The following is a 24,008-nucleotide window of genomic DNA, read 5'->3' as shown; positions in this document are numbered from 1 at the left end:
AACAGACAGAGTTGGGCGAATGAACCACTCCACAAAACCCAGTCCACGGGGCCACGCACCGCGCGGTTCGGCCCTTCTCCTCTCTGTTGCGCTCGTTCTGACCGCAGGTCTCGCCCCGGCCAGACTTTCCGCCCAACCCGGTGGCCCGGATGGCCCCGGCGGTCCGCCCAGTACCTTCGCGCTGAGTGACGTCACCGCGACGTATTCATTCTCGTCCGACGGAGATGTGGAGCGAAACGGCAAAATCGGTTCCGTGGGAGTCAGCCACTACGAGTTCGAGGCGTCGTTCTCGCTGCCGGCGCCCGATTCCTGGATGTTCTCCTCCGCACTCTCCTGGAAGCGCTACGAGTTCGACCTGACCGGCGCCGTGCCGGTCCCGGAGGAGTTGGAGGAGTTCGGCCTCAACTTCATGGCCATGAAGGATCTCGCCCAGGAGATCGGGCCCGGCTGGTCCGCGATGGCGATGCTCAGCCCCAGCTTTTCCTCTGATTCAGGAAAACTATCGGGCGACAGTTTCTCGCTCATGGGCTTCGCCATGATCGGGAAGGAGGTCAGCCCGACCTTCTCCTGGAACGTGGGGATCGTGGGCATGTCGCGGGGCGACATGAAGGTGTTCCCCATGCTGGGAGTCCGCTGGGGCTTCGCGCCCGGTTGGGACCTGCAACTCGGGTTTCCGGACACCGGCCTGTCCTACAAATTCAGTGAGGCGCTTACCCTGAAGGCGGGGGCGAAGTTCCACGGCGGCACCTACCACGTTGCCAAGGCACCGGCCGCCGGGCTGGGCAACACCTACCTGGACTTTCAGGAGATCCGCCTCGGGCTGAGCGCCGAATACCAGTTCAGCCGGAATCTTTCCGTGGTGGTCGACGGAGGCACGACCGCAAACCGGACCTTCGATTACTACGATCGGAATATGAAGTTCGATGGCAAGGCGGCCGGCTACGGCAGTTTCAGCCTCAAATTCCAGTTCTGACCGATGACCCTGAACCCGTCGTGGTTGGTGCCCGGTGAGCGGACTGACCTTCCCATCTCATGATCGCGGTCATCGTGATCCTAATCGCGCTGGTCGTGCTGGTGGCCACCGACCAAGGCGGAGGTGACGAAAGTCCGCCGGATGAGGCGGAGACCCAGCCTGACTCCGACAGGCGTCAGGTCTCTCCGTTCACAATCCGCCGGGTTCTGACCTCCACCGCCGTGCATCTGCTGGGCGCGACTGCACTGCTGACCGGCTGCAGCCGGGCGCACGCGCCGGCTGCAGCCGAAGCCAAGGCGGCGCTCACGGTCGAACTCGTGGCCCCGGCTCTGGCCAACTGGCCGGAACGGATCGAGGCCAACGGCAGCATCGCGGCCTGGCAGGAGTCGGTCGTCGGGGCCGAAGTCGGCGATCTGCGCCTTATGGACGTGCTGGTGAATGTCGGCGACGTGGTCACCAAGGGGCAGGTGCTGGCCCGTTTCCACGCCGAAGGGCCCGCCGCCGATCTGGCCCTGGCCGAAGCAGGGGTCGCCCAGGCCGAGGCGGTCGCCGCCCGGGCCGGGGACAAGGCCGCGCGCGCGCGGCGCCTTGGGAACTCCGGCGGCCTCAGTCAGGACGACCTCCTGCAATACGAAGCGGAGGAGAAGGCCGGCGCCGCCCAGCTCGCCTCGGCCCGCGCGCAGCTTCAGCTCCAACGCCTGCGGCTGTTGTACACCGAGGTCCGGGCGCCCGACGACGGGGTGATCTCGGTGCGATCCGCGACCGTCGGGGCCGTCACCGGCCCGGGCACGGAACTGTTCAGGCTCATCCGGCGGGGCCGCCTCGAATGGCGCGCGCAAGTGCCCGCAGACCAGCTAGCCCGGGTTACCCGCGATCTTCTCGCAACGCTGCGGGTGGCCGGACAGCCCGACCTCACGGGATTTGTCCGGCAGGTGTCACCGGTGGTCGACGCCGGGACCTTGAACGGCCTGGTGTATGTCGACCTGCCTGATCCCGGCCCGCTGCGCGCGGGGATGTTCGTCACGGGCGAACTGCTGTTGCCCGCAACCCCGGCGCTCTCTGTGCCGGAGCAGGCCCTGGTTTTCCGCGACGGCTATCACTATCTCATGAAGGTCGATGACGCCAACCGGGTGCGGCAGGCCAAGGTTCTGACCGGCCGCCGGTCCGGCCGAATGGTCGAGATCCTGGGCCCACACCTGACGGTGGCGGACCGCATCGTGCGGTCCGGAGGCAGTTTTCTCAACGACGGGGACACGGTCCGGGTGGTTGCCAACGAGACGGCCGTCGGAGGCGAGGGGGAGTCCGACGCCGAGGGAGTCGACCGGCCATGAACTTCTCCGCGTGGGCGATCAGGAAGCCCATCCCCTCGATCCTGTTGTTCGGCCTGCTCACCGTGGCGGGTTGCTTGGGTTTCAAGGTTCTGCCGGTGCAGGACTTCCCGGACATGGATCTGCCCATGGTGACTGTCGCCGCCATGCTGCCCGGAGCCACGCCCTCGACGCTGGAAACCGAGGTTACGCGCAAGATCGAGGATGCGGTCGCGACCGTTAGCGGGATCAAGCACATCACCTCCACGGTCAATGACGGTGCCTCCACCACGATGGTGGAGTTCAACCTGGAGAAGGACGTGCAGGAGGCGGTGAACGATGTGCGCAATGCCGTGGACGGTATCCGCTCCGAGCTACCCGCAGAAATGCCGGCCCCCATCGTCTCGCGGGTGACGACCGTCGGTGGGGCCGTCATCACCTTTGCTGTCGAGTCGAACGGCATGGACGAGGCGGATCTGTCCTGGTTCGTCGACAACGAGATCAGCAAGGCGCTTCTCTCCGTCGACGGCGTCGGCCAGGTCATGCGGCTGGGCGGCATCACGCGCGAGGTGCGGGTGGAACTGGATCAAACCAAACTCCTCGCACTGGGCATCACCGCCGGGGAAATATCGTCCGTGATCCGCAGCGTGCAGCAGGAGGCGCCTGGCGGACGCACCGACATCGGCGGCCTGGAGCAGTCGGTCCGCACCGTCGGCACGGTGCGCGACGCCGCCGACGTCGCGAAGCTGACCGTTCCTCTCGCTGATGGACGCAGCCTCCGGCTCGACGCCGTGGCGACCATCCTCGACGCTGCCGCCGAGCGCAGGCAGGTCGCGCTGCTCGACGGGAAACCCGCGGTAACTTTCCAGGTGATGCGCGCCCGGGGGGCGAGCGAGATCGCCGTGGCGGAGGGCGCCCGGATCAAGTTGACCGAAGTGGCGAAGCTCCATCCCAGCGTGACCATTCGGGAGGTCGGCACCATCATCGAACCGATCATCCAGAATTACGATGCGGCCATGTACGCTCTCTACGAAGGGGCGTTTCTTGCCGTCGTGGTGGTGTGGCTTTTCCTCCGCGACAGGCGCGCGACGTTCATTTCCGCCGTGGCTTTGCCGCTCTCAGTCATCCCGACCTTCGCGGTGATGTCCCTCCTGGGGTTTCAACTCAACACCATCACCCTGCTGGCCCTGACCCTCGTGGTCGGCGTGCTGGTAGACGATGCCATCGTCGAGGTGGAGAACATCGAGCGGCACCTGGTTGGCGGCAAGAACCCGCGGGACGCGGCCTTGGAGGGGGCGGAGGAGATCGGCCTCGCCGTGATCGCGACGTCTCTGACGCTGGTCGCCGTCTTTCTACCGACCGCCGCGATGAGCGGGATCGTGGGGATGTTTTTCCGCCAGTTCGGTTGGACCGCCGCAATCGCGGTGCTGTTTTCCCTGCTCGTCGCACGGCTGCTCACGCCGATGATGGCGGCCTACCTGCTGAAACCGAAAGCCCCCGCGGAACGGCCAGATGGCCGGATCATGGTCAACTACCTGAAAGCGGTTCGGGCCTGTCTAGCGCATCCGGCGAAGACCGTGGTGGCTGCCGCTGCCTTTCTCGCCGCCTCGGTGCTGGTCGGATCCCTGCTGTCGGTCACCTTCATGGCGGCGGACGATGTGGATCAGATTGCCGTCAACGTGGAGCTTCCGCCCGGCAGCAGCCTCGAGGACACCCTAGGGTCGGCCGAGCGGACACGCCGGATCGCGGCGGGGATTGCCGAAGTGCGGTGTATTTACACGACGATCGGCGCGGGTGGATCAGGCGACTTTGGCTCGGCGGACAGTGCGGGCGAAGTGCGCAAGGCCACCCTCACGCTGCAACTGCCCCCGGCCGGAGAACGCGAGCGATCGCAGCAGCAGATCGAGGCCATCCTGCGGGAGGAGATGAAGGCCATTCCGGGGGTGCGGATTACCGTGGGCGGTGGCGGCATGGGCGAAAAGGTCTCCCTGGTCCTTGCCGGCGACGACATGAGTTCGCTCCTGGCCACCGCCAATCAGGTGATGGCCGAATTACGAACGCTGCCGAATCTGGGCAACATCCTCTCGCTGGCCAGCCTGCAGCGTCCTGAGGTCATCGTCCGGCCCGATTTCGCCAAGGCGGCCGAACTGGGCGTCACGGCTTCCAGCCTCGGCGATGCCGTGCGCGTGGCGACGACAGGTGACTACGATCAGGACCTGCCCCGGCTCAACCTGTCCACCCGGCAGATCTCAATTCGCACGCAGCTTGCGCCGGACCAGCGCGGACGGTTGGAGGTGATCAAGAGCCTCCGTGTACCCGGGAAGGGTGGAGCCGTTCCCCTTGGCCAGGTGGCCGAGGTCTCCATCGAAGGGGGCCCCACGCAGATCAATCGCTTCGACCGCAGCCGTAATGTCACCATCGACATTGAGGCTCAGGGCCGCCCGACCGGCGACATCCTGGCTGAAATCGATCGATTGCCCTCCCTCCAACGCCTGCCGGCCGATGTGCACCGGATCGAATCCGGCGAGGCCGAAAATCTCAGCGAGCTGTTTGGCAGTTTCGGCCTAGCGATGGCGATCGGCGTCTTCTGCATCTATGCGGTTCTCGTATTGCTCTTCCACGACTTTCTGCAGCCGGTCACGATCCTCGCCGCGCTGCCCCTGTCGCTCGGGGGTGCGTTTTGCGCCCTGGCACTCTTCGGTCACGGACTGTCGATGCCTTCTCTGATCGGCATGGTGATGCTCATGGGCATCGTCACCAAGAACTCGATCCTGCTGGTTGAGTACGCGATCATGGCGCGCCGAGATTTTGGTCTCGGCCGGACGGAGGCAATCATCGATGCCTGCCACAAGCGGGCGCGCCCCATCATCATGACCACGGTCGCGATGGTCGCCGGCATGTTGCCGATGACCTTCGGGCTCACCTCTTCTTTCCGGGCGCCCATGGCTTTGGCGGTGATCGGCGGACTGATCACTTCAACGGGCCTCAGTCTGTTGGTCGTGCCGGTGCTCTTCGAGGTGGTGGATGAGTTCAAGATCCGCGCCAGGCACCGCCTGGGCCTTGTCTCTGCTGGAGCTGCAAACCCCAGTTTACTCTAGAACCGTCCCCTCCGACGAGGGAATCCAACTTAGTGCTCCTGGGCATGCAACACATGCTCGCCGCCGATTTCCGTGCCTGAGGCGGTCCAAGCCATGATCTGGCCAGCTTTCGTCAGCACCTGACTCAGCCGGGCATAAGGCACGTCCTGCGCGGCCGCTCCGGACCGCAAAGCCAGATCGGCGGCCAACGCCGCCGACTGGCCCAGCACCATACCGAGCCGAACAGCGGCCGCGGACTGGATCTGATCTTCGTTCACGATCCCGCGGCCCGCACCTAGGCATGATGTTAAGTGGCCACTTTAACCTTAAAGTGGCACTTACATATTGGTTGGGCGAGGGGTGGGGGTGAGCCTAATGAGTCAAATGACTCAAATCGATAGGCAGGCTCGGCTCGTGGTTTGGGCTCATTCAAGCTCCCCGGCTGAGGCTGGCAGTGGCGATTTTAGGTCGTTTTCCCCTCGGTGATCGCCAATTGTAAATCTATTAGGCTCACTTCATTCAAAATGCCCTCGGGACCGGGGGCACCAGCCTTCGCCGAGCTAGGCGCGAGGAAGGCCGCCCGGCTTGGCTCTCCAGGACGAGGATTATTGAATACGCGTCGTAGACGGAGTGGCTACGGCTCGGCAAGCCAGCTTGGACTGTGGGCGATACGCCGACATCCGGGGTGGTGGACACGTGTTGGCGCACCCAGGAGCCTCCGTTTGCGGCTTAATCAGGGCTTCTCCCCGGGCTTGCCTGACTCCCCGGGATCCCCAACCTTTCCCGCATCGTGCCCAATTCCTTCGGCAAACTCTTCCAAATCTCCACGTGGGGCGAAAGCCATGGTCCCTCGGTCGGAGTCGTCGTGGACGGCTGTCCGCCGGCCCTGCCGCTCACCGAGGCCGAGATCCAGGCCGACCTCGACCGCCGCCGGCCGGGGCAGAGCGACATCACCACCCCGCGCAAGGAGGCCGACGCGGTCGAGTTCCTCTCGGGCGTCTTCGAGGGCCGCACGACCGGTCAGCCGCTGGCCATGCTGGTGCGCAACGGGGACCAGCGTCCGGGGGCTTACGACGAGATGAAGGAGAAGTTCCGTCCCTCCCACGCCGACTTCACCTACACCGCCAAGTACGGGTTGCGCGACCACCGGGGCGGCGGCCGCTCCTCCGCCCGCGAGACCGTCGGCCGCGTGGCCGCCGGGGCCGTCGCCCGCAAGATCCTGCGCCTGGCCGGCGAGATCGAGGTCCGCGCCTTCGTCACCGAGATCCACGACATCTCCGCCCCGGCCTTCACCAAGTTCCCCACGCTCGCCCAGGTCGAGGCCTCGGCCGTGCGCTGCCCGCACCCGGCCACCGCGGCCAAGATGATCGCCCGCATCAAGCAGGTGCGCGCCAAGGGCGACTCCGTCGGCGGCGTGATCGAGTGCCGCGTGCGCGGCGTCCCGGTGGGCCTCGGCGAGCCCGTCTTCGACCGCCTCGAGGCCGACCTGGCCAAGGCCATGCTTTCCCTGCCCGCGACCAAGGGCTTCGAGATCGGCAGCGGCTTCGCCGGCACCCGGCTCAAGGGCTCGCAGCACAACGACGTCTTCGTCAACAAGCGCGGCCGGGTCGGCACCCTCACCAACCGCTCCGGCGGCGTGCAGGGCGGCATCAGCAACGGCGAGGAACTCGTGTTCCGCGTCGGTTTCAAGCCCACCGCCACGATCCTCCAGGCCCAGCGCACGGTGGACCTGCGCGGCGCCGGCACGGAGCTCAAGGCCCGCGGCCGCCACGATCCCTGCGTCGTCCCGCGCGCCGTCGTCATCGTCGAGGCCATGACCGCCCTCGTGCTGGTCGACCACTGGATGCGCCACGCCGCGCAGAACCGGACCTTCAAATTCTAAATTTCATCCCTGCCGGGGAGCCTGGTGCCTCCCCCGGAAGAGGGTGATTGTCTTTTGCCGCTTTTGCGCCTCTGTGCGCCCAGATGAGCTCCCCGATCCCCAACGTCTATTTTATCCTCGGCACGCCCGGCTCGGGCCGCCGGGCGATCGTGCGCGACCTCATCGAGAACGGCTTCACGGCCGAGGAGAAGGTGGTCGTGTTGCTCCCCGGGGGCGAGACGGCCAGCCCCGAGGACGGACGGCTGGCGGCCCTCGCCCAGGCGGACGTGCGCCGCTGGACCTGGCAGGCACCGGGGATCCCGGTCATGGAGTTGCCGGTCGGCGCCACGGTGTTCCTGCTCGCCGACCCGCTAGCCAGCCCGATCGACCAGGTGGAGGCGCTCAAGCCCTGGCTGCAGCAGCAGGGCCGGGAACTCGCCCGCATCTTCACCGTCGTGGACTGTGGGCTGGCCGAGAAAAACCCGGTGCTCCGGCAGTGGTTTGACGCCTGCATCCATTTCTCCGACGTGGTCTTCCTGACCAACCGCGTGGGCCTCGCCAACAAGTGGCTCAGTGACTTCATCAGCCACTTCAAGGACCAGCGTTTTCCCTGTCACTTTCTGCAGGTGAAGACCAAGGGCGTCCTGCCGACCCCGCTCGTGTGGCTCGATCCGACGCCCCGGCGCGTCTCGCAGTATTTCGAGGAGGACTACGTCGACCTGAGCGACGTGGTGATCGAGACCGGGGACGACGAGGCCGAGGAAGGAGAAGCCGTCCAGCCGGGCGAGGAGGATGGCATCATCCCGCCCGAACCGTATTTTGTCCGGCAGACCAGCGGTCGGCGCGACAAGGAGCTGCCCGACATCCGGAATTTCCTGCCGAAGCAATAGACCGGGCGTAAACCCGGTTTGTCATCCTGAGCCAAGCGAAGCGCGGGCCTTGTGGGCGGCCAGCTTGCTGGCGCCACGAACCTCTCCCGTGATGTGTGGCGTGAGCAAGCTCACCGCCCACACCTTGATTCAAAACCCTTCGCTTCATTCAGGGGAAAGGTTCCCCATTTGAGAGAGCCATCGGCGGCCCCCCCCAGGATTGGCCAAAATACCCTGCCCGAAAAACGGCGGCAAACTTGCCCCGGACTGGGATAGAGTGAAGCTATGATCCAACCCGATTTTACCTTGGCCGCCTCCGTCCAGACCCTGCCCACGCCGCGCACGATGTACCGGGCGCTGTCCCGCCGCGACCCGGCGTATGAGGGCGTGTTTTTCACCGGCGTGAAGACGACCGGGATCTTCTGCCGGCCCACCTGCAAGGCCAAGCGGCCGCGGGCGGAGAACGTGGAGTTTTTTCCGACCGTGACCGAGGCCCTGCACGGCGGCTACCGGCCGTGCCGGCTCTGCCGGCCGATGGATGGCACCCGACCTGTGCCCCCGCTCGTCGAACGCCTGCGCCGGGCGGCTGAGGCCGCGGCCGACGGCCGCGTGACCGACAAGGATCTCGCCGCCATGGGGGTCGAGCCCACCACGGCGCGTCGCCAGTTCAAGGCTTACCACGGCATGACATTTCACGCGTACCAGCGGGCGCGCCGCATGGGCCTGGCCCTGCGCGAGGTGAAGGCGGGCAAGCCGGTCATCGCGGTGCAGCTGGATCGCGGCTACGAGTCCACCAGCGGCTTCCGCGAGGCCTTTGCGCGGGTGTTCGGGGCGCCGCCGCGCGGGGCGAAGGCCGCCGCGTGCCTGCTGGCCCGCCGGATGGAAACCCCGCTCGGGACCATGCTGGCCCTGGCGGATGACGCGGGATTGCGCCTCTTGGAATTCGTCGACCGGCGCGGCCTGGAGCGCGAGCTGGTGGGACTGCGCCGCCGGCTGAAGTGCGCCATCGTGCCCGGCAACCATGCGATCTTGGATCAAACGGCCGTCCAACTGAGTGAGTATTTTTCCGGCCTGCGAACGGAGTTCACGATTCCGCTCGCGCCGGTCGGTTCGGAGTTCCAAGGCCGGGTCTGGTCCGAGTTGGGCCGCATCCCGCCGGGGCACACCCGCAGCTATGCCGAGATGGCGCAACGGCTGGGGATTCCGAAGGGCCCGCGGGCCATCGGCCGCGCCAACGGCTCGAACATGCTGGCGTTGGTGATCCCCTGCCACCGGGTCATTAACGCGGACGGCACCCTCAACGGCTACGCCGGCGGCCTCTGGCGCAAGCAGCGCCTGCTGGAGCACGAGCGCAAATACGCGTCCTAGACGGGGTTGTGCCCGGGTAACAAAACTCTTGCGCCACCGGGCCCGGGGGGTATCCATGCACCTTCTGTTTTTTGCCCAGGTGGTGGAATTGGTAGACACGCAGGTCTCAGAAGCCTGTGCCTAACCGCATGGGGGTTCGAGTCCCCCCTTGGGCACCATTTCGATAAGTGGACACCTTTGGTCAGCGATGACCAAAGGTGTTTTCTTTTGGTCACTTACGAAGGTCTCGACCGACAAAATAGGTGAGGTAACTTGGACAGCTTTTCCCTGTTTTGGACGCGGTTTCCCAGAATTTAGGGAAGCTATTAGGGAAGGTAGCGCCGCGCTGAATTTCTCGATCTCTGAGAACAGGGGCAAACTGGTCTCATCGGTGTAGCGGTCCGTTTGCTTCCATTCCGTATGACGCGCCAGCTTCACGCGGGCCAACTCGGAGACGCCGGCACTGGCTAGCAGGCTGGCGAAGGTGTGGCGCAGGGCGTGGAAGTCTACGCGGTAGCCCCGCACATCCTCGTAGGCGATGCCGCAGGCTTTAAGGTCCTTGGCGAGCGTCTTGGCGCTGGGGATACCACGAGGGAACACCCGGCCCGAGAAATGCGGTTTGGCGGGCTTTGAGGCCCGCAGGGCAGCGAGGAGGGGAGGAATCAGGGGAATGACCGCGCCGCGCTTGGCCTTGGTTGTTTCGGCACGGATCTTCATGTGCGGTTTGGCGGCATCCAGGTCGATGTCCGTCCAAAGGAGTTGCTTGATTTCGTTACGGCGCAGACCTGTGCAGGTAGCGACGAAATAGACCAGCCCGCGCCGGCCACTGCTTTCGACGAGAAGCACGACCTCGGCAAATGAGAGGTGCCGACGCTTAAAAGTTTCCTGTCCCTTGCCCGACAGCTTGAAAACGCTTTTGAGGGGATTGTTCGTTGCCCGTTCTTGGCGCATCAGCCAATTGAAGAAAGCCAGTGCATGCGCGAGATACTCGTTGCGCGTTTTGACCGAGAGGGTGGGGCAGTCGCCTCGCCAGCTGAGGAAGCGATCGGCGGTCACATCACGCAGCAGGTGCCAGCGGCAGTCTTTGAACAGGCGCTGGAGACGATACTTCGCGTGCAGGATGTGAGACTTGGAGCGTGCCCGCGCTTCGAGGTCGGCCACGTAGTCAGCCAGGTGCTGGGCAATCGGCAGCTGGGCCGCATGCGCGAGGGTCTTCGGCACACCAAGGCCGAGCAGTTGCATTTCCTCTTCGCGCACGAGTTGTGCGGCCTTCGCCTCGGCAACCTCTTTGATATGGGTGTAAAGAGGCTTGTCGTATTGGCGCGGGCCATTGCTCAGGGTGTAGCGCACCCGGTAAACATTGCTGCCCTTCTGCTTGAAAACGCGGAATGCCATAACGTGTCCCTTAGGTGCTGGTGGTGATCGTGCCGAGGTAGGCGAGGAAAGCGCTTTTCAGCACCACCACACGGCCACGGACTTTGGACGACTTAAGTTTGCCGTCCTGAATCAGACGGCGAACGGTTTTGACCGAACAGCGCAGAGCCTCGGCAATTTCCGGTAAAAGGAAAAACTCGTCGCCGTTGGGTAGCGAACAAGTGCTCATTTTTTGCCCCCTTTGGCTTTGCGTGCCTGCTCTTTTGCCCACCGGGAATTCCACGAAAGGAAATGCCCATGCCAGTCCGGCTTGTCACCGAGGAGTTCCTTTTCGGTGACGATGCCTTGATCGATTGCGCGTTGCTCAAGTTCGGCTTTCCACGCTTTGCATTCGCTAACCGGAATGTAACCGATAGCCAGCTCGCGGGTGCTCAGATCGACGCCAAAGAAATTGCGCTTGCGCTGGTTGATATGGAAGAAAAAGCCAGAGAGCTTGCCGTCCTTTAGGCGCTTATGGACTGCGGCGCGGGAAACGGGTGCATACATGGAGACGCCACCGGGCGAGACACAAGGGCCGGCTAGATGGAAAACAGCATCGGCCCAGAAGCTGGTTTCCTCTTGCGGGCCCTCCTTGTGAAAAAGGTGGGTGCCGGGCACCGGGACGCCGAAAACCTTGTGCAGCTCTTCAGGGACAACGACGAAAGGGAACTCAGTTGACATGGCATCAACCAACAAATGGTTAATGAAACGTCAATCGTTATTTCATCTATCGGGCGTCTGGATGGGCGCTTTCTTTGGTAAGTGCACGCCATTAAATTCCAAGATGCGAACTAGACCAGGATCGGAAATGTCTTCTCCGTGGCAAAGTCGGGCTGCCTTATCTCCGATAGAATCACACATATCATAGATTACGCCACATCTCGGAATCCCCTTAGAATCACTCTCAGCCGCGCGCCGGAAACATTCCTGAGCCAGCCGGAGCGCCAAGGGGTTCTGTAGATTGAGCTCCGATATAACAGGCTCTTGCTTCAAATATGTTGCGATGACCTTAGCGCATTTGGGAATGAGGTCGGCATCCGCACGCCGATTGAGGACTGGGAACAACAATATCTTCAGCCAGAGCTTCATCGCGGTGGATCGGCTTCTTTGCTCGTCTCACGTCCCAACGCATCGATCAATTTGCGAGCGTCATCGTGCGAAAGCTCCACTTCAATATCTCCACCTCTTTCCTTGGACGTAACCAGTAATAGGCGAGCTGCGATTCGGTAAAGCCCGACAAAAACTTCCTCGCCTTCCTCGGAATATCGCTTCGAGAACAAGCACTCGCGTTGAGCTGAATTTTCTTTGGGCTTCATCTTTCTTCCGTCGATCGTTCAAGATGAGCCACCGCCGCTCGGGGCCGTTGGCTCTGGCGTCTGGTTCGGCTCTTTTGGCCCAGTCGGGAAATCTGGATCGCTCTTCAGCTTCGCCACGATCTCCGCGACGGTCATCTCAAAGCCAGAACATCCATACGGAAACACCAGCAGCTTCTCAGAATCATTTGAGAGATCGTCGAGATGGTCCACGACCGCTGAATTCTTCCGATTCACGATGCACTTTGCGGCCATGACTCTCACAACGGGACTCTTGTCGTGGCACATCGCCGACAAATCCACGTCACTCGCGAACTGTCTCACATACGGATAAAGCAGGTAAAACGCATGCGGAGCGCCTCCTTCGCCGACAGCCTCTCCGCCAATCTCGGGCGCTTCGTCGAACGCGGAGCGACAGTGCCGAAGCTGCTCCAAGACGTAAACCAGCCGTTTGTCATACGCAGCCGAAGATTCCGCGATGCCAGCAAGCAAAAGAATGAGAAGTAGAGCGCGCTTCATATTTTGCCGAACGTTTGAGATCAGCCACGGCGGCTTGGCGCCGTTGGCTGTAGCGGCTGGTTCGGCGGTTTGGGTATTTTCGGCTTTTCAAACGAAACACCGCCTCTTTCCGAAAGACTCCAAGACTGCCCAGTGTGATGCATTGGTAGATGACGGGTGAACTGTGAATATCCCGTCGCCCAAAACATAAGCTCGCCCTCATTGCCTTCGAGATTCCAGTGCCACTCTTCTTTTTTTCCTTCTGGGTGCGGATGCGGACGGACACGTGCCTCGCGCCGAACGATCCCGCCAAGCTGTAGGCCAAATGCTGAATCGTAATCAAACTTCAGGTCCCACGCGTCGTGAAATACCAAAGTCGAGGGCGATAACCAGTAGCTGAAATATCGCGACGGAGGCAGAGGATCGACCCACGCGAAGATGTAGTCGATGTCTAGGAGAAGCTCATGACGCTCGGTATCAAAGGCGAGTGCATGAACCACGACGTCGTGCCAGCCCATCTTTTCGAAGTCGGCTTCAGACCAGACGCTCTTTTCAAGGCGACAGATATCTGTTGGTGCGAGTGGCATCTTACTTTTGCCGAACAGTGTTATTCGGCCACGGCGTAAAGCCTAAGTTGCGCGTGGCTCATGGGGGATCAATGCAGCGTAAATTACTTGTCCTCAAGCCTCTATTCGTGCGATCGGCTTTTGGTGTTCACCTGCACTGCGGGCTAAAGCCTCGAAAATTCCGAATGTCCGCGCGTAAGCACGGTGATGAGTAATCGCCACTCCTCGTCTGAATCCATGGTGATCGATTCACGCAGGCGATACGCCCACTTGGGTCCCAGTCTGCGACGGATTCCGTCCATATCAACAACCCCAAGTGCCTTGCCCAGCTCGCCCACCCGGGTGCGCCAAGTAGTGGCCTTTGGTGAGTGCCAGGCAAACACCCGCGTGCAGGCCAGCCAGCCGATTTTGTTGCGGCGGTCGAATTCCACGCGGCGAGAGCCCTTCCAGGAGTGCTTGCGGATGGTCAATCCGGCTTCGAGGTATTTTCCGATGTATTCGGAAATCGCCTCTTTGCCCTTACGGATAGGGAGGAGCTCAGCCCGGCCGAGACCGTAACGAGGCAGCACCTTGCGGAGCAGTTGCCACATGGCGATGAGTTGAGGTGCGGCGGATGTCCGATAGCGGAGGCGCAACTGCCGGAAAAGAGAGGTTGTCCCGTTGATCCGGCGCTCTTGCTGGCACTCAGCAAAGGCAGACCAGTCGAAGGCATCGGGCAGGGTGTCCCACTCGACGGCGACCAACAGATGATAGTGGGGATTGCCCCGTCGTTGTGGCTCCAGGACGCGGATAAAGCTAACGATCCACGTGCCGTGGCGGCGCAGGTAGTTGTTCCAGCGGCGGGCAAACTGGGCGGGGTGCAAGTTGTCTTCATCGGTGACGGTGAAGAACAGGCAGTGATTGCGACCCCAGTGCTGGATGAAGGCTGCGACATTCAAACGGAGATGGAAGGCGGACCGGGCTTCGGCCCCTGTTGGTATCCCGATGCGTTGAAGCGTATCTTCGTCGCGCTTGTCCCAGACGTGTTTTTGTTCCCGGTCAGTGTAAAAGGGGTTTTCTCCCGGGAGTTTTGTGAGGCGATAACGGAGGGGTGGTTTGTCGGAATTGTTACTATTCTGACAAGGAAGGCCGGCAGGCGCCGGCGCGGGCGCTTCGCGCCCGCACCCGGCGGCCTGTCCGGCCCCTTCCGGGTGCGTATGTGTGCAGTCATTCTCCCCCACGCCCCTTCCCCCGCCCCCAAGGGCGGGGAACCCCCCACCAAAAAGATGCCTGTCGGGCGGTGCGCTCATCACGCACCGCCCGTTTTTCCGCACCCGATAATCGCAAGGATGGCCGCCTGCAGTTCCGGCCGCAGTTCCGGCCACGCGGCGACAAGTTTTGCCAGCTCAGGACTGAGATTCCCTGCGTTTAGGGAAGCTATTGGGGAAGGTGAGGTTTTCTCACTTTCCGAACCATTCTCACCAATAGCAGCTTGGGAAGGAGCCTCTGGGGGTTCGAGTCCCTTGGGCACCATTTCGAAAGCCGCTCACCCTTCAAAGTGAGCGGCTTTTGCGTGTTCGGACCCGCGGCCCCGGTTAATGGGAATATTTCCCGTGATTTCCCGGACCGGACTTGTGACTCGGGGAATCCATGCTTAACCTGCAGGTATGTTGCTCTTCAGCCGCATCTTGGACTTCTCCCGCTCAGCCTTTTCCGGCAAGCATGAGCAACGTCGCTCGGCACGCTATCCCGTGGCGCCCGGATTCCCGCTGAAGGCCACGGTCAATTTGCTGGGCACCGCCCAAGCGGCGATAAGCAAGGAGGCACCCGGTGCCGGCATGAGCTGGGGTGGCGCCGTCGCGGACCTCTCCGCCAACGGCGTCAGCCTGCGTCTGCCGTCCGCTTCGGTCACCACCCGGGGTGAGCGCACGCTGCTGGTGCTGGCGCTGGATGACTTTGCCCTCCGGATTCCGTGCACCGTGGCGCATTTCCGCACGCTGACGGCGGGCACCTGGTGCGGACTTTCCCTCCAATTTGAGAACGACACCCAGCGTCAGGGTTATTTCCAGTTGCTCGAGGCCGTGGTCATCGGCGCCGGCTTTGCCCCGGCCTCGGCTCCCCGGGCGCGGGCCGGGCTGCAGGGCGAGCGCTATCGCTCCGAGAGCAAGGCAATCCTGACCGTCTGGCGCGATCAGGCGGAGAGCCGGCTGCACTCCTTGGAGCTGACCCTCGGCGAGCTCACGGTCCGCAGCGAGTCCGGCCCGCCCAAGCTGACGGTGCACGCGACGGGCCAGGTTGATGCCCCCCCGGTGACCGGGCCCAGGCACGAGGAAATGATCCGCTTCTTCCGGATCGTGGCGACCAATCTGTCGAAAAAGCTCCCGGCCGACCTGCGCGCGCGGATGCAGGCACTGGCTAATCCGCCGGTGATCCGGCCGGCGCGGTGAGCAGACGGCGAACTGCTCGGATCCAGCGTGGTTAAGATTGAGGTCTCACTCGATCAGTTCCTGCAGCAGGGCCTCGGGCGCGGGCGGGGTGGGGGAAAACCGGATGGCTTCGCGCACCAACGCCTCGGCGCGGGCGGCGCGGGCCTCGTCGTTGGCGTGCAGGGTGCAGAGCAAGGTGCCGGGGGCGACCGGTTCACCGAGCTTGATCAGGTCGGCGAGGCCGACGGCATGGTCGATTTTGTCGGTCACGGCCGCGCGGCCGCCGCCGAGGGCCATGATGGCGTGGCCGCACTTGAGGGCATCGACTTCGCTGACGAAGCCTGTCGCCCCGGCGGGCGCCTTGATCGCGACACGTATTTTCGCCGTGGGCAGGATCGTGTAATCGTCGACCACGCGGGCGTCACCGCCCTGCGCGGTGCACATGGCGCGGAACTTCTGCAGGGCCGAGCCGTCGGCGATGGCGGCATCCATCTTGAGCTGCGCCTCGGCGAGATCCCGGGCCAGGCCGCCGAGGATGAGCATGTGGCCGGTGAGGGCGAAGGTGACCGCCATCAGGTCGGCGGGACCGCGGCCCTTGAGGCACTCGATGGACTCGATGACCTCGAGCGTGTGGCCGGCGGCGCGGCCGAGCGGCTGGTTCATCGCCGTGAGCTGGGCGCGCACGGGTTTGCCGGCGGCGCGGCCGGTCTCGACCATCGCCCGGGCGAGCGCGAGGGCGTCCTCCTTCCGCTTCATGAACGCGCCCCGGCCGAACTTCACGTCGAGGACGAGCGAGTCGATGCCCTCGGCGAGTTTCTTGCTCATGATGCTGGCGCAGATGAGCGGGATGCACTCGACGGTGCCGGTGACGTCGCGCAGGGAGTAGAGCTTCCGGTCGGCGGGGACGACCTGAGGCGTCTGGCCAATCATGGCGAGACCGGTCTGCTGCAGGATGGCGCGGAATTCCGGCACGGTGAGCTGCACGCGGAAACCGGGGATGGCCTCGAGCTTGTCGAGGGTGCCGCCGGTGTGGCCGAGGCCGCGGCCGCTCATCATCGGGACCTTGAGGCCGCAGGCGGCGGCGAGCGGGGCGAGGATGAGCGAGACCTTGTCGCCGACGCCGCCGGTGGAGTGTTTGTCCACCTTGGCCCCGGGCAGGTCGCGCAGGTCGATGACCTCGCCGGAGTGGAGCATGGCGTCGGTCAGCCAAGCGGTTTCCTGCGGCGTCATGCCGCGCCAGAAGATGGCCATGAGCAGCGCCGTGGCCTGGTAGTCGGCGAAGGAGCCGTCGGCCACGCCGCGGGCGAAGAAGGTGATCTCGTCGCGCGTCAGCGCGCCGCCGTCACGTTTCTTGATGATGATGTCCTGGGGAAAGAAGGAAGACATGGAAAGCAGGGGAACCGCTCATTCGTGCTAATCGCCGCTAAGGCCAAGCTTGGAAACACGGACGGAATTGCGGAATGCTTCGGAGATTAGCGAACATTAGCGCCAATTAGCGGTAGGGATCGGATTGGCCTTTACGCGTAGCGCTCTTCCTTCCACGGGTCGCCGATGTTGTGGTAGCCGCGGACCTCCCAGAAGCCGAGGCGGTCCTCGGCGAGGAAGGTCACGGTCTTCACGAACTTCGCGCCCTTCCAGGCGTAGAGTTTCGGGATGATCACGCGGGCGGGGCCGCCGTGCTCGCGGGAGACGGGCGCGCCGTCGAAGTGGGTGGCGATCAGCACATCGTCGTCGAGGCAGTGCTCGAGCGGTACGTTGGTGGAGTAGCCGTCGTAGCCGGTGAAATAGACGTACCGGGCCTCGGGCGGCGGCTGCACCAGCTCGAAGAGGGTGGTGAAGGCCACGCCGCTCCAGCGGCAGTCATACTTGCTCCAGGTGGTGACGCAGTGGAAGTCGCTTACATCGGTCACCTGCGGCAGGGCGCCGAAAGCGGCCCAGTCGAGGGTGACGGGCTGCGTGACGAGGCCGTCGAGGGTGAGGGTCCACTCGGTGAGGGGGACCGCGGGCTGGACGCCGAGGTCGAGCACGGGGAATCCGGTGGTGAGTTTCTGGCCGGGCGGCAGACGGTCGGTCGCCGCGGTGAGGCGCGGGGTGACGCCCTGCGCCTTCTGTTTTTCGGCCCACTTTTGCTTGGCCGCGATGTATCGCTCCTTGGACATGGGGGAGAGGTTAGGCGGTGGGAGCGGGCTGGCAAGCGATTGCCCTGAGCGCCGGTAAACCGGCTCTTACAAGGGCGGGGAGGGCGGCGGCGGGGCGGCCAGCGCCTGTCGGACGCGGTTGCCCTGCAGGGCGTAATAGGCGGCCAACCCGCCTTGGTAGACCGCGGACACCACGGCGAGCACGAAGCAGGTCAGGCGGTTGACCAACTGCAGCAGAAAAGGCCGGTCGAGCTCGGGATCCAGCCCGGCGATGAGCAACTGGCGATCCAGCTCCGTCCGGACCAAGCCCGGCAATTCCGCCCACAGGCCGGCCGGATCGAAATACCGCCAGCGCCACCAGGCGTAGGCCCAGATGACGGCCAGCAGGAACAATTGGGCGGCGATCATCCAGCCCAAGCCCTGGGCATCACGGCGGAGCAGCCGGCGGTGGCCGTGGAGTTCACCTAGGCCGGCGAGGACGACGAGCCCGGCGGCCGCGGTTTCGATCCAGGCGCCTTGCACCACCGTGACGAGTCCACCCAGGGCCGCGATGAGCACGACGCTCCAGCCATCGGCCCGGGCGATGGCCAGCACGCGGCGCAGGGCCTGGTCGGGGAGCACGGGCGGGGCGGCGGACATGGGCCGACGCTAGGTGTTAGGCGAAGGCGGGCGAGAACGTTCCACGGCGACCCCGCCCGCGGGTACCCGGCTCACTCCACCGGGCGCAGCTGGATCGTGTCGATGGTCTGCTCGCCGGCCAGGACGTTGGTCACGACCACCAGCCAGTCACCGGGCTGCACCCAGCCACGGCGCAACAGGTAGGCGAAGGCGCCGCGGATCGTCTCCTCGGGCTGCGGGGCGAAATCCATCAGGAAAGGTTCCACGCCCCAGACGAGCAGCAGGTGCCGGAACGCGTGCGGGTTGTCGGTGAACGCGTAAATGGGGCAGCGTGTGGCGCGCAGGGCGGAGAGCGTCTGGGGCAGCAGGCCGCTGCGGGTGAACACGACGACGCCCGACTCGCCGATTTCCTGCGCGAGGGTGATGGCCGAACGGAGCAGGCGGTCCTTGTGCGTCTTGAGCGGGAGCGCGGTGTTGTAGCCCTTGGTCACGCTGCCCTCGATGCGGCCGGCGACGCGCTTCATGAACTGCACACACTCAAGCGGGTAACGCCCGGTGGTCGTCTCGCCCGACAGCATGATGGCGTCGGCGGTGGACCAGACGGCGCTCGCGATGTCGCTGACCTCGGCGCGGGTGGGCACGGGCGACTGGATCATGGACTCGAGCAGGTGGGTGGCGACGATGACGGGCTTGCGCAGGCGGATGCAGGCGTCGACGGCGCGCTTCTGGATCAGGGGCAGTTCCTCCATGGGCACCTCGATGCCGAGGTCGCCGCGCGCGACCATGACCGCGTCGGCGGCGGCGATGATCTCGTCGAGGTTGGCGATGGCCGACTGGTCCTCGATCTTGGCGATGATGCGCGCCGTGCTGCCCTGTTCGGTGAGGCAGCGGCGCAGGATGTCGATGTCATCGGCCTCACGCACGAAGGAGAGCGCGAAGAAGTCGATGCCTTCCGCCACCCCGAGCGCGACATCGGCGCGGTCCTTGGCGGTCAGGGCGGGCAGGCGGACCTTGATGCCGGGCAGGTTGATGTGGCGGCGATTGCCCAGCCGGCCGGCCACGACGACGCGGCAGCGCACCCGGGCGGGGGTCGTGGCCACCACTTCCAGGCGGATGAGGCCGCTGTCGACGAGAATGGTGCTGCCCACGGGCACGTCCTGGCCCAGTCCCGGGTAGTTGACGCTGACGGCCAGGATCCGGTGCTCGGACTCGCCGGGCTGGGGGAGCAGGTCGATGAGCTGGTCCACCGCGAGTTCCACCGGCGCGGCGAGGTCGCCCGTGCGGATTTCCGGGCCCTTGACGTCCATGAGCAGGGCGATGTGGCGGCCGGTGCGGGCGCAGACGGCGCGGACCCGCTGGATCATGTTGCGCGTCCAGGCGTGGTCGGCATGGGCCATGTTGAGGCGGCAGACGTCCACCCCGGCCAGGATGAGCTGTTCGAGCATCTTTTCGTCCGCCGAGGCCGGGCCCAGCGTGAAGATGATCTTGGTGAGACGGTAGGCCTCCTTGGGGAGGCTGGCGGGTGCAGGATTCACCCCGGAATGTTAGCAGAAGGGATGCCGGACCCGGCCAGGTGACAGGGACGGGGTGGCGATTGGGTGAATATTCTGGTTTAGAATCCCATTTCCCCCAAAAACGACCGTCCGCCCATGCCGCCCCGTCCGTCCAAACCCTGGCCTTTCCGGATCGAGTATCCGCCCGAGCTGCCCATCAGCGCCCGGGCGGATGAGATCATTGCGGCCATCCGGGACCACCAGGTGCTGATTTTGGCGGGGGAGACCGGCTCGGGCAAGACGACGCAGATCCCGAAGATGTGCCTGGTGGCCGGGCGGGGTGAGCGGGGCCGCATCGCGTGCACGCAGCCGCGGCGCGTGGCGGCGACCTCGGTGGCCCGCCGCGTGGCGGAGGAGCTGAATGTGTCCTTCGGCCGCGAGGTCGGGTGCAAGATCCGCTTCGCGGACCAGACCACGGGCGACACGGTCATCAAGTTCATGACCGACGGCATGCTGCTGGCCGAGCTGCAGGCGGACCCGACGCTGCGCGACTACGACACCGTGATCGTGGACGAGGCGCACGAGCGCTCGCTCAACATCGATTTCATCCTCGGGCACCTGCGCCGGCTACGCTACGACCGGCCGGACCTGAAGATCGTGATCACCTCCGCCACGATCGACACCGAGGCCTTTTCGAAGGCCTTCGATGGCGCGCCGATCATCGAGGTGTCAGGGCGAGTTTATCCGGTGGAGGTGATCTACGCGCCGCTGGAGGAAATGGGCGAGGCCGGGGGCGAGGGCGCCGCACCGGGGTCGTCACCCCCGGCGACAGGACGAACGGCGCGCCGGGACGACATCACCTACATTGATGCGGCGGTGGAGGCGGTGGAGCGCGTGCTGCTGGAAAGTTCGGCGGGTGACGTGCTGGTATTCCTGCCGACGGAGCGTGACATCCGTGAGGCGCGGGACCTGCTGGAGGGGCGGCGGCTCGGCCGGCTCGAGATCGTGCCCCTGTTCGGCCGGCTGACCAATGCCGAGCAGCAGCGGGTGTTCGCCGCGACCCAGGCGCGGAAGATCGTGCTTTCGACCAACATTGCCGAGACCTCGCTGACGATCCCGGGCATCCGCTTCGTGATCGACACGGGGCTGGCCCGCTTCAGCCGCTATGTGCCCCAGAGCCGCACGCGCCGGCTGCCGGTCGAGCCGGTATCGCAGAGCAGCGCCGACCAGCGCATGGGCCGCTGCGGCCGCGTGAGCGACGGCGTGTGCATCCGGCTCTACTCCGAGCAGGATTACAACGACCGCCCGCGCTTCACGCAGCCGGAGATCCAGCGCAGCAATCTCGCGGATGTCATTTTGCGCATGAAGGCCTTCGGGCTGGGGGACATCGAGGTATTTCCCTTCCTGAACGCGCCGCCGACGAAGGGTATCCGGGCCGGGTATGCCCTGTTGCACGAGTTGGGGGCGACGGATGACGCCGGCGTGCTCACGGATCTGGGCCGCGAGCTGGCGCACCTGCCGGTGGACCCGACCGTCGGGCGCATGATCCTGCAGGCGCGCGGGGAGAAGGCGCTGCGGGAGGTGCTCATCATTGCCGCCGCGCTCAGCATCCAGGACCCGCGGGAGCGCCCGCTCGACGCCCAGCAGAAGGCCGATGCGGCGCACCGGCGCTTCACGCAGCCCGACTCGGATTTTCTTTCGCTGCTGGCCATCTGGGAGGCGTACCACGACGAGTTCGAGGCGATGACGCTGGGCAAGCTGCGCAAGTTTTGCACCGCGCACTTCCTCTCATTCATGCGCATGCGGGAGTGGCGCGACGTGCACGCCCAGCTCGAGGACACGCTCCGCGAGCGCGATGGCTTCACCCGGACCTCCGTTTACGATGGCGTGAAAAACTGGCAGGACGTAAAGCTGCAGGTCGGCACGCCGGCGTATGCGGCGATCCACCGCGCAATCCTGGCGGGGCTGCTCGGCAATGTCGCCACGCGGACGGACGAGGGCGATTATCAGGCCGCGCACGACCGGCGGGTGAACGTGTTCCCGGGCTCGACCTTGTTTGAGAAGCGGGAGCAAAAGCCCAACCCACCCGGTGGGCGGGTGCCACCGGGCAAGGCGGCGGCCAAGCCCAAGGTGGCGCGCTGGCTGATGGCGGCGGAGATCATGGAGACGAGCCGGCTGTTTGCGCGCACCTGCGCGCGGATCGACCCGCAGTGGCTGCTCAGCCTGGGCGCGCACCTGCTGCGGGTGGCGCACAGCGAACCCTTCTGGAACGCCGAGGCCGGCCGGGTGCTGGTGAAGGAGCGCCGCCGGCTCTATAATTTGGAATTGGAAACCCGCGCCGTGAGCTACGGGCGGATCAACCCGCCGCATGCGACCGAGATCTTCATCCGGGAGGGACTCGTGGGTGACACCGTGACCTGGCCCTTCGACTTCATCGCCCACAACCGCAAGGTGCGCGAGCAGGCCGAGACTCTGCTCAGCCGCACGCGCAGTTCAGGCTACATCGACCTCGACGAGGCGGTATACCGGTTCTATGCGGCGCAGATCACAGGCATCTCCGCGGTGGGCGAGCTCGTGGATTTTGTCCGGCATGAGCGGGCCACGCGACCGAAATTCCTCTTCCTGAAGGAGGAGGACCTGCGGCCGGCCGAGGAGGTGGCGCATGACGCCGACGCCTTTCCCGCGGCGCTGCCGGTGGACAACCGGGTGCTCCCGCTGGCCTACGCCTACCAGCCGGGCAAGATCGAGGACGGCGTCACGGTGCGGGTGAGCCCGGCCGAGGCGGAGGCGCTGACCGTGGCCGCGCTCGACTGGGCCGTGCCCGGGCATTTGACGGAGAAGGTGGAATTGATGCTCAAGGCCCTGCCGAAGGAGCAACGGCGCAGCCTGATCCCCCTCGCGGAGACCGCGCAGAAACTGACCCGGGAACTCGCGCTTATTTCCTCCCGGCCCAAACAGCCCACGCTGGCCGAGGCGCTCGCGGAGCTCCTGCAGCCCCGGCTCGGCGTGCGGATTGATCCGGTGCTCTGGTCGACGAAGACGCTGCCGGACCACCTGCGCGTGCGCATAGAGGTCGTGGATGCAAAGGACCGCGTCCTGTGCACGAGCCGGGACCTGGTGGAAATCCAGACCTTGTTGCATGGCAGCCGGCGGGAAGTCAGCCAGCAGGCTGCGAGCGTCGAGAATGTCGCGTGGCGGGCGGCCCGGGCGAAGTGGGAGGGCGAGCCCGCCGCCGAGTGGAAATTCGGCGACCTACCCGACTCGGTGCTGGTCGAGGAACGGCACGGGGTGCCGGTGCTCGCGTACCCGGGCCTCAAGGCGCTGCCGGCCGGCGTGGCGGTGCGGTTGTGCGCGACCCCGGAGGAGGCGGCCGCGGCCAGCCGGGCCGGGCTGGCGGCTTTGCTGGAGGGGCAGCTGCGCCACGACCTGATGTGGCTGGAAAAGGACCTACGGGCCCTGCGCATGCTCGGGGCCCTGGCCGTGACCCTCACGACGATGGACCAGTTGCAGGCGGACGCGCTGACGGGCATCCGGCGCTGGGTGTGCCGGCGCGAAGTACGTCCGTTGCAGGCGGCGGGCTTTGCCCGGGTCCTGGCCGGAGCCAAGGCGGACCTGCGCGGGCTGGTGCCGCGGCTGGGTGACTGGCTGAAGGACACCTTCACGCTGCGGCTGGAGCTGGAGACGCATGCGCAACCGTATCCGGGGCTGGCGCAGGACCTCGCGGCGCTTTTGCCGCCGGATTTTTTGCGGACCATGCCCTTCGAGCGGGTCAAGGAGCTGCCGCGTTACCTGCGCGGGATGAAGGTGCGGGCGGACCGCTGGAAGCGGGATGCGGCCAAGGATGCCCAGCGCGCGGCGGAGCTCGCACCCTTCGTGGCGGCGGCGCGCAAGCCGGGCGCCCCGGCCGCCGAGCTGCGCTGGCTGGTCGAGGAATTCCGCGTGAGCCTGTTTGCACAGGAACTGGGCACCGCCGAGCCGGTGTCGGCCGTGCGGTTGCAGCGTTTGTTGGAGGGAGGGGCGCCCGCCGCGGTCCGGTCGAGCCCGGCGCCGGCCGTCGCCCCGGCGGTCACCAAAAAAACCGCCCCATTGAAAAGCCTGGGAGCCCTCGACCAGCTGTTTCGAAAATAGGC

General features: G+C 65.1%; 20 protein-coding genes and 1 tRNA gene. 9 read left to right on the top strand and 12 right to left on the bottom strand.

Annotated elements, in window-relative coordinates; translation table 11 throughout:
- Positions 1–253 precede the first annotated feature (253 nt).
- From Verru16B_RS03820 to Verru16B_RS03810, 3 genes are read left to right on the top strand one after another with little or no spacing between them, the layout of a single operon-like run.
- Positions 254–973: a DUF6268 family outer membrane beta-barrel protein gene (locus Verru16B_RS03820; RefSeq protein WP_157772184.1), complete on the top strand. Its 720-nt coding sequence runs from the start codon at positions 254–256 to the stop codon at positions 971–973.
- Between the two features lie 59 nt (positions 974–1,032).
- Complete coding sequence (locus Verru16B_RS03815) at positions 1,033–2,304, top strand: efflux RND transporter periplasmic adaptor subunit (protein ID WP_083270081.1); 1,272 nt, start codon at positions 1,033–1,035, stop codon at positions 2,302–2,304.
- On the top strand, positions 2,301–5,378 hold the full coding sequence (locus tag Verru16B_RS03810; protein WP_069961042.1) for an efflux RND transporter permease subunit: 3,078 nt from the start codon (positions 2,301–2,303) through the stop codon (positions 5,376–5,378). The genes Verru16B_RS03815 and Verru16B_RS03810 overlap by 4 nt, the downstream gene beginning before the upstream one ends.
- Positions 5,379–5,407: 29 nt before the next feature.
- Here the strand turns inward: Verru16B_RS03810 and Verru16B_RS03805 are convergent, their stop codons facing one another.
- Positions 5,408–5,635 (bottom strand): hypothetical protein, encoded by a 228-nt coding sequence (locus Verru16B_RS03805; RefSeq protein WP_069961041.1) that lies wholly within the window; start codon positions 5,633–5,635, stop codon positions 5,408–5,410.
- A 512-nt stretch (positions 5,636–6,147) separates the two neighbouring features.
- Between Verru16B_RS03805 and aroC the strand changes: the two genes are divergently transcribed.
- The 4 genes from aroC (at position 6,148) to Verru16B_RS03785 (ending at position 9,613) form a co-directional block, all read left to right on the top strand.
- Positions 6,148–7,239, top strand: a complete 1,092-nt coding sequence (gene aroC / locus Verru16B_RS03800; protein WP_069961040.1) for a chorismate synthase — start codon at positions 6,148–6,150, stop codon at positions 7,237–7,239.
- An 83-nt stretch (positions 7,240–7,322) separates the two neighbouring features.
- The gene (locus tag Verru16B_RS03795; protein WP_069961039.1) at positions 7,323–8,108 is read left to right on the top strand and encodes a hypothetical protein; all 786 of its coding nucleotides are present in this window, start codon (positions 7,323–7,325) and stop codon (positions 8,106–8,108) included.
- Positions 8,109–8,372: 264 nt separating this feature from the next.
- Positions 8,373–9,455, top strand: coding sequence for a bifunctional transcriptional activator/DNA repair enzyme AdaA (locus tag Verru16B_RS03790; RefSeq protein WP_218918810.1), 1,083 nt, complete (start codon positions 8,373–8,375; stop codon positions 9,453–9,455).
- Positions 9,456–9,528: 73 nt separating this feature from the next.
- Positions 9,529–9,613: transfer RNA gene (locus tag Verru16B_RS03785), tRNA-Leu, on the top strand.
- Here Verru16B_RS03785 and Verru16B_RS17750 read toward each other — a convergent pair.
- The 7 genes from Verru16B_RS17750 to Verru16B_RS03760 all read right to left on the bottom strand — a co-directional run bounded on the left by Verru16B_RS17750 (position 9,576) and on the right by Verru16B_RS03760 (position 14,162).
- Complete coding sequence (locus Verru16B_RS17750) at positions 9,576–10,829, bottom strand: site-specific integrase (RefSeq protein WP_083270080.1); 1,254 nt, start codon at positions 10,827–10,829, stop codon at positions 9,576–9,578. The two genes, Verru16B_RS03785 and Verru16B_RS17750, sit on opposite strands and share 38 nt — an antisense overlap.
- Before the next feature lie 10 nt (positions 10,830–10,839).
- Positions 10,840–11,037, bottom strand: a complete 198-nt coding sequence (locus Verru16B_RS03775) for a helix-turn-helix domain-containing protein (RefSeq protein ID WP_069961037.1) — start codon at positions 11,035–11,037, stop codon at positions 10,840–10,842.
- Positions 11,034–11,528 carry a hypothetical protein gene (locus Verru16B_RS18225; RefSeq protein WP_157772182.1) on the bottom strand — a complete coding sequence of 165 codons (495 nt, stop codon included), beginning with the start codon at positions 11,526–11,528 and terminating at the stop codon, positions 11,034–11,036. Before Verru16B_RS18225 ends, Verru16B_RS03775 begins: the two co-directional genes overlap by 4 nt.
- A gap of 404 nt (positions 11,529–11,932) precedes the next feature.
- Positions 11,933–12,163: a hypothetical protein gene (locus Verru16B_RS18220; RefSeq protein ID WP_157772180.1), complete on the bottom strand. Its 231-nt coding sequence runs from the start codon at positions 12,161–12,163 to the stop codon at positions 11,933–11,935.
- An 18-nt stretch (positions 12,164–12,181) separates the two neighbouring features.
- The gene (locus Verru16B_RS03765; protein WP_069961035.1) at positions 12,182–12,679 is read right to left on the bottom strand and encodes a hypothetical protein; all 498 of its coding nucleotides are present in this window, start codon (positions 12,677–12,679) and stop codon (positions 12,182–12,184) included.
- 20 nt (positions 12,680–12,699) lie between these two features.
- Positions 12,700–13,245 carry a hypothetical protein gene (locus tag Verru16B_RS17745; RefSeq protein ID WP_083270079.1) on the bottom strand — a complete coding sequence of 182 codons (546 nt, stop codon included), beginning with the start codon at positions 13,243–13,245 and terminating at the stop codon, positions 12,700–12,702.
- Positions 13,246–13,388: 143 nt separating this feature from the next.
- Complete coding sequence (locus Verru16B_RS03760; RefSeq protein ID WP_069961034.1) at positions 13,389–14,162, bottom strand: rolling circle replication-associated protein; 774 nt, start codon at positions 14,160–14,162, stop codon at positions 13,389–13,391.
- 708 nt (positions 14,163–14,870) lie between these two features.
- On the opposite strand from Verru16B_RS03760, the gene Verru16B_RS03755 reads away from it, so the two are divergent.
- Entirely contained in the window at positions 14,871–15,650 is a 780-nt protein-coding gene (locus Verru16B_RS03755; RefSeq protein WP_069961033.1) for a PilZ domain-containing protein, read from the top strand.
- A gap of 45 nt (positions 15,651–15,695) precedes the next feature.
- On the opposite strand, the gene Verru16B_RS03750 is transcribed toward Verru16B_RS03755, so the two are convergent.
- The 4 genes from Verru16B_RS03750 to pyk form a co-directional block, all read right to left on the bottom strand.
- Positions 15,696–17,015 (bottom strand): thymidine phosphorylase, encoded by a 1,320-nt coding sequence (locus Verru16B_RS03750; RefSeq protein WP_069961032.1) that lies wholly within the window; start codon positions 17,013–17,015, stop codon positions 15,696–15,698.
- A gap of 131 nt (positions 17,016–17,146) precedes the next feature.
- Positions 17,147–17,788 carry a sulfite oxidase-like oxidoreductase gene (locus Verru16B_RS03745; protein ID WP_069961031.1) on the bottom strand — a complete coding sequence of 214 codons (642 nt, stop codon included), beginning with the start codon at positions 17,786–17,788 and terminating at the stop codon, positions 17,147–17,149.
- 66 nt (positions 17,789–17,854) lie between these two features.
- The gene (locus Verru16B_RS03740; protein ID WP_069961030.1) at positions 17,855–18,406 is read right to left on the bottom strand and encodes a hypothetical protein; all 552 of its coding nucleotides are present in this window, start codon (positions 18,404–18,406) and stop codon (positions 17,855–17,857) included.
- A 71-nt stretch (positions 18,407–18,477) separates the two neighbouring features.
- Positions 18,478–19,920: a pyruvate kinase gene (gene pyk, locus Verru16B_RS03735; RefSeq protein WP_069961029.1), complete on the bottom strand. Its 1,443-nt coding sequence runs from the start codon at positions 19,918–19,920 to the stop codon at positions 18,478–18,480.
- A gap of 114 nt (positions 19,921–20,034) precedes the next feature.
- Between pyk and hrpA the strand changes: the two genes are divergently transcribed.
- Positions 20,035–24,006: an ATP-dependent RNA helicase HrpA gene (gene hrpA / locus Verru16B_RS03730; protein ID WP_069961028.1), complete on the top strand. Its 3,972-nt coding sequence runs from the start codon at positions 20,035–20,037 to the stop codon at positions 24,004–24,006.
- Positions 24,007–24,008: the final 2 nt, after the last annotated feature.

Origin of the sequence: Lacunisphaera limnophila (assembly GCF_001746835.1) — a bacterium.
Classification (GTDB): Bacteria; Verrucomicrobiota; Verrucomicrobiia; order Opitutales; family Opitutaceae; genus Lacunisphaera; species Lacunisphaera limnophila.
Note: the sequence above shows the minus strand (reverse complement) of the source record. Positions and strands in the feature narration are given on the sequence as shown.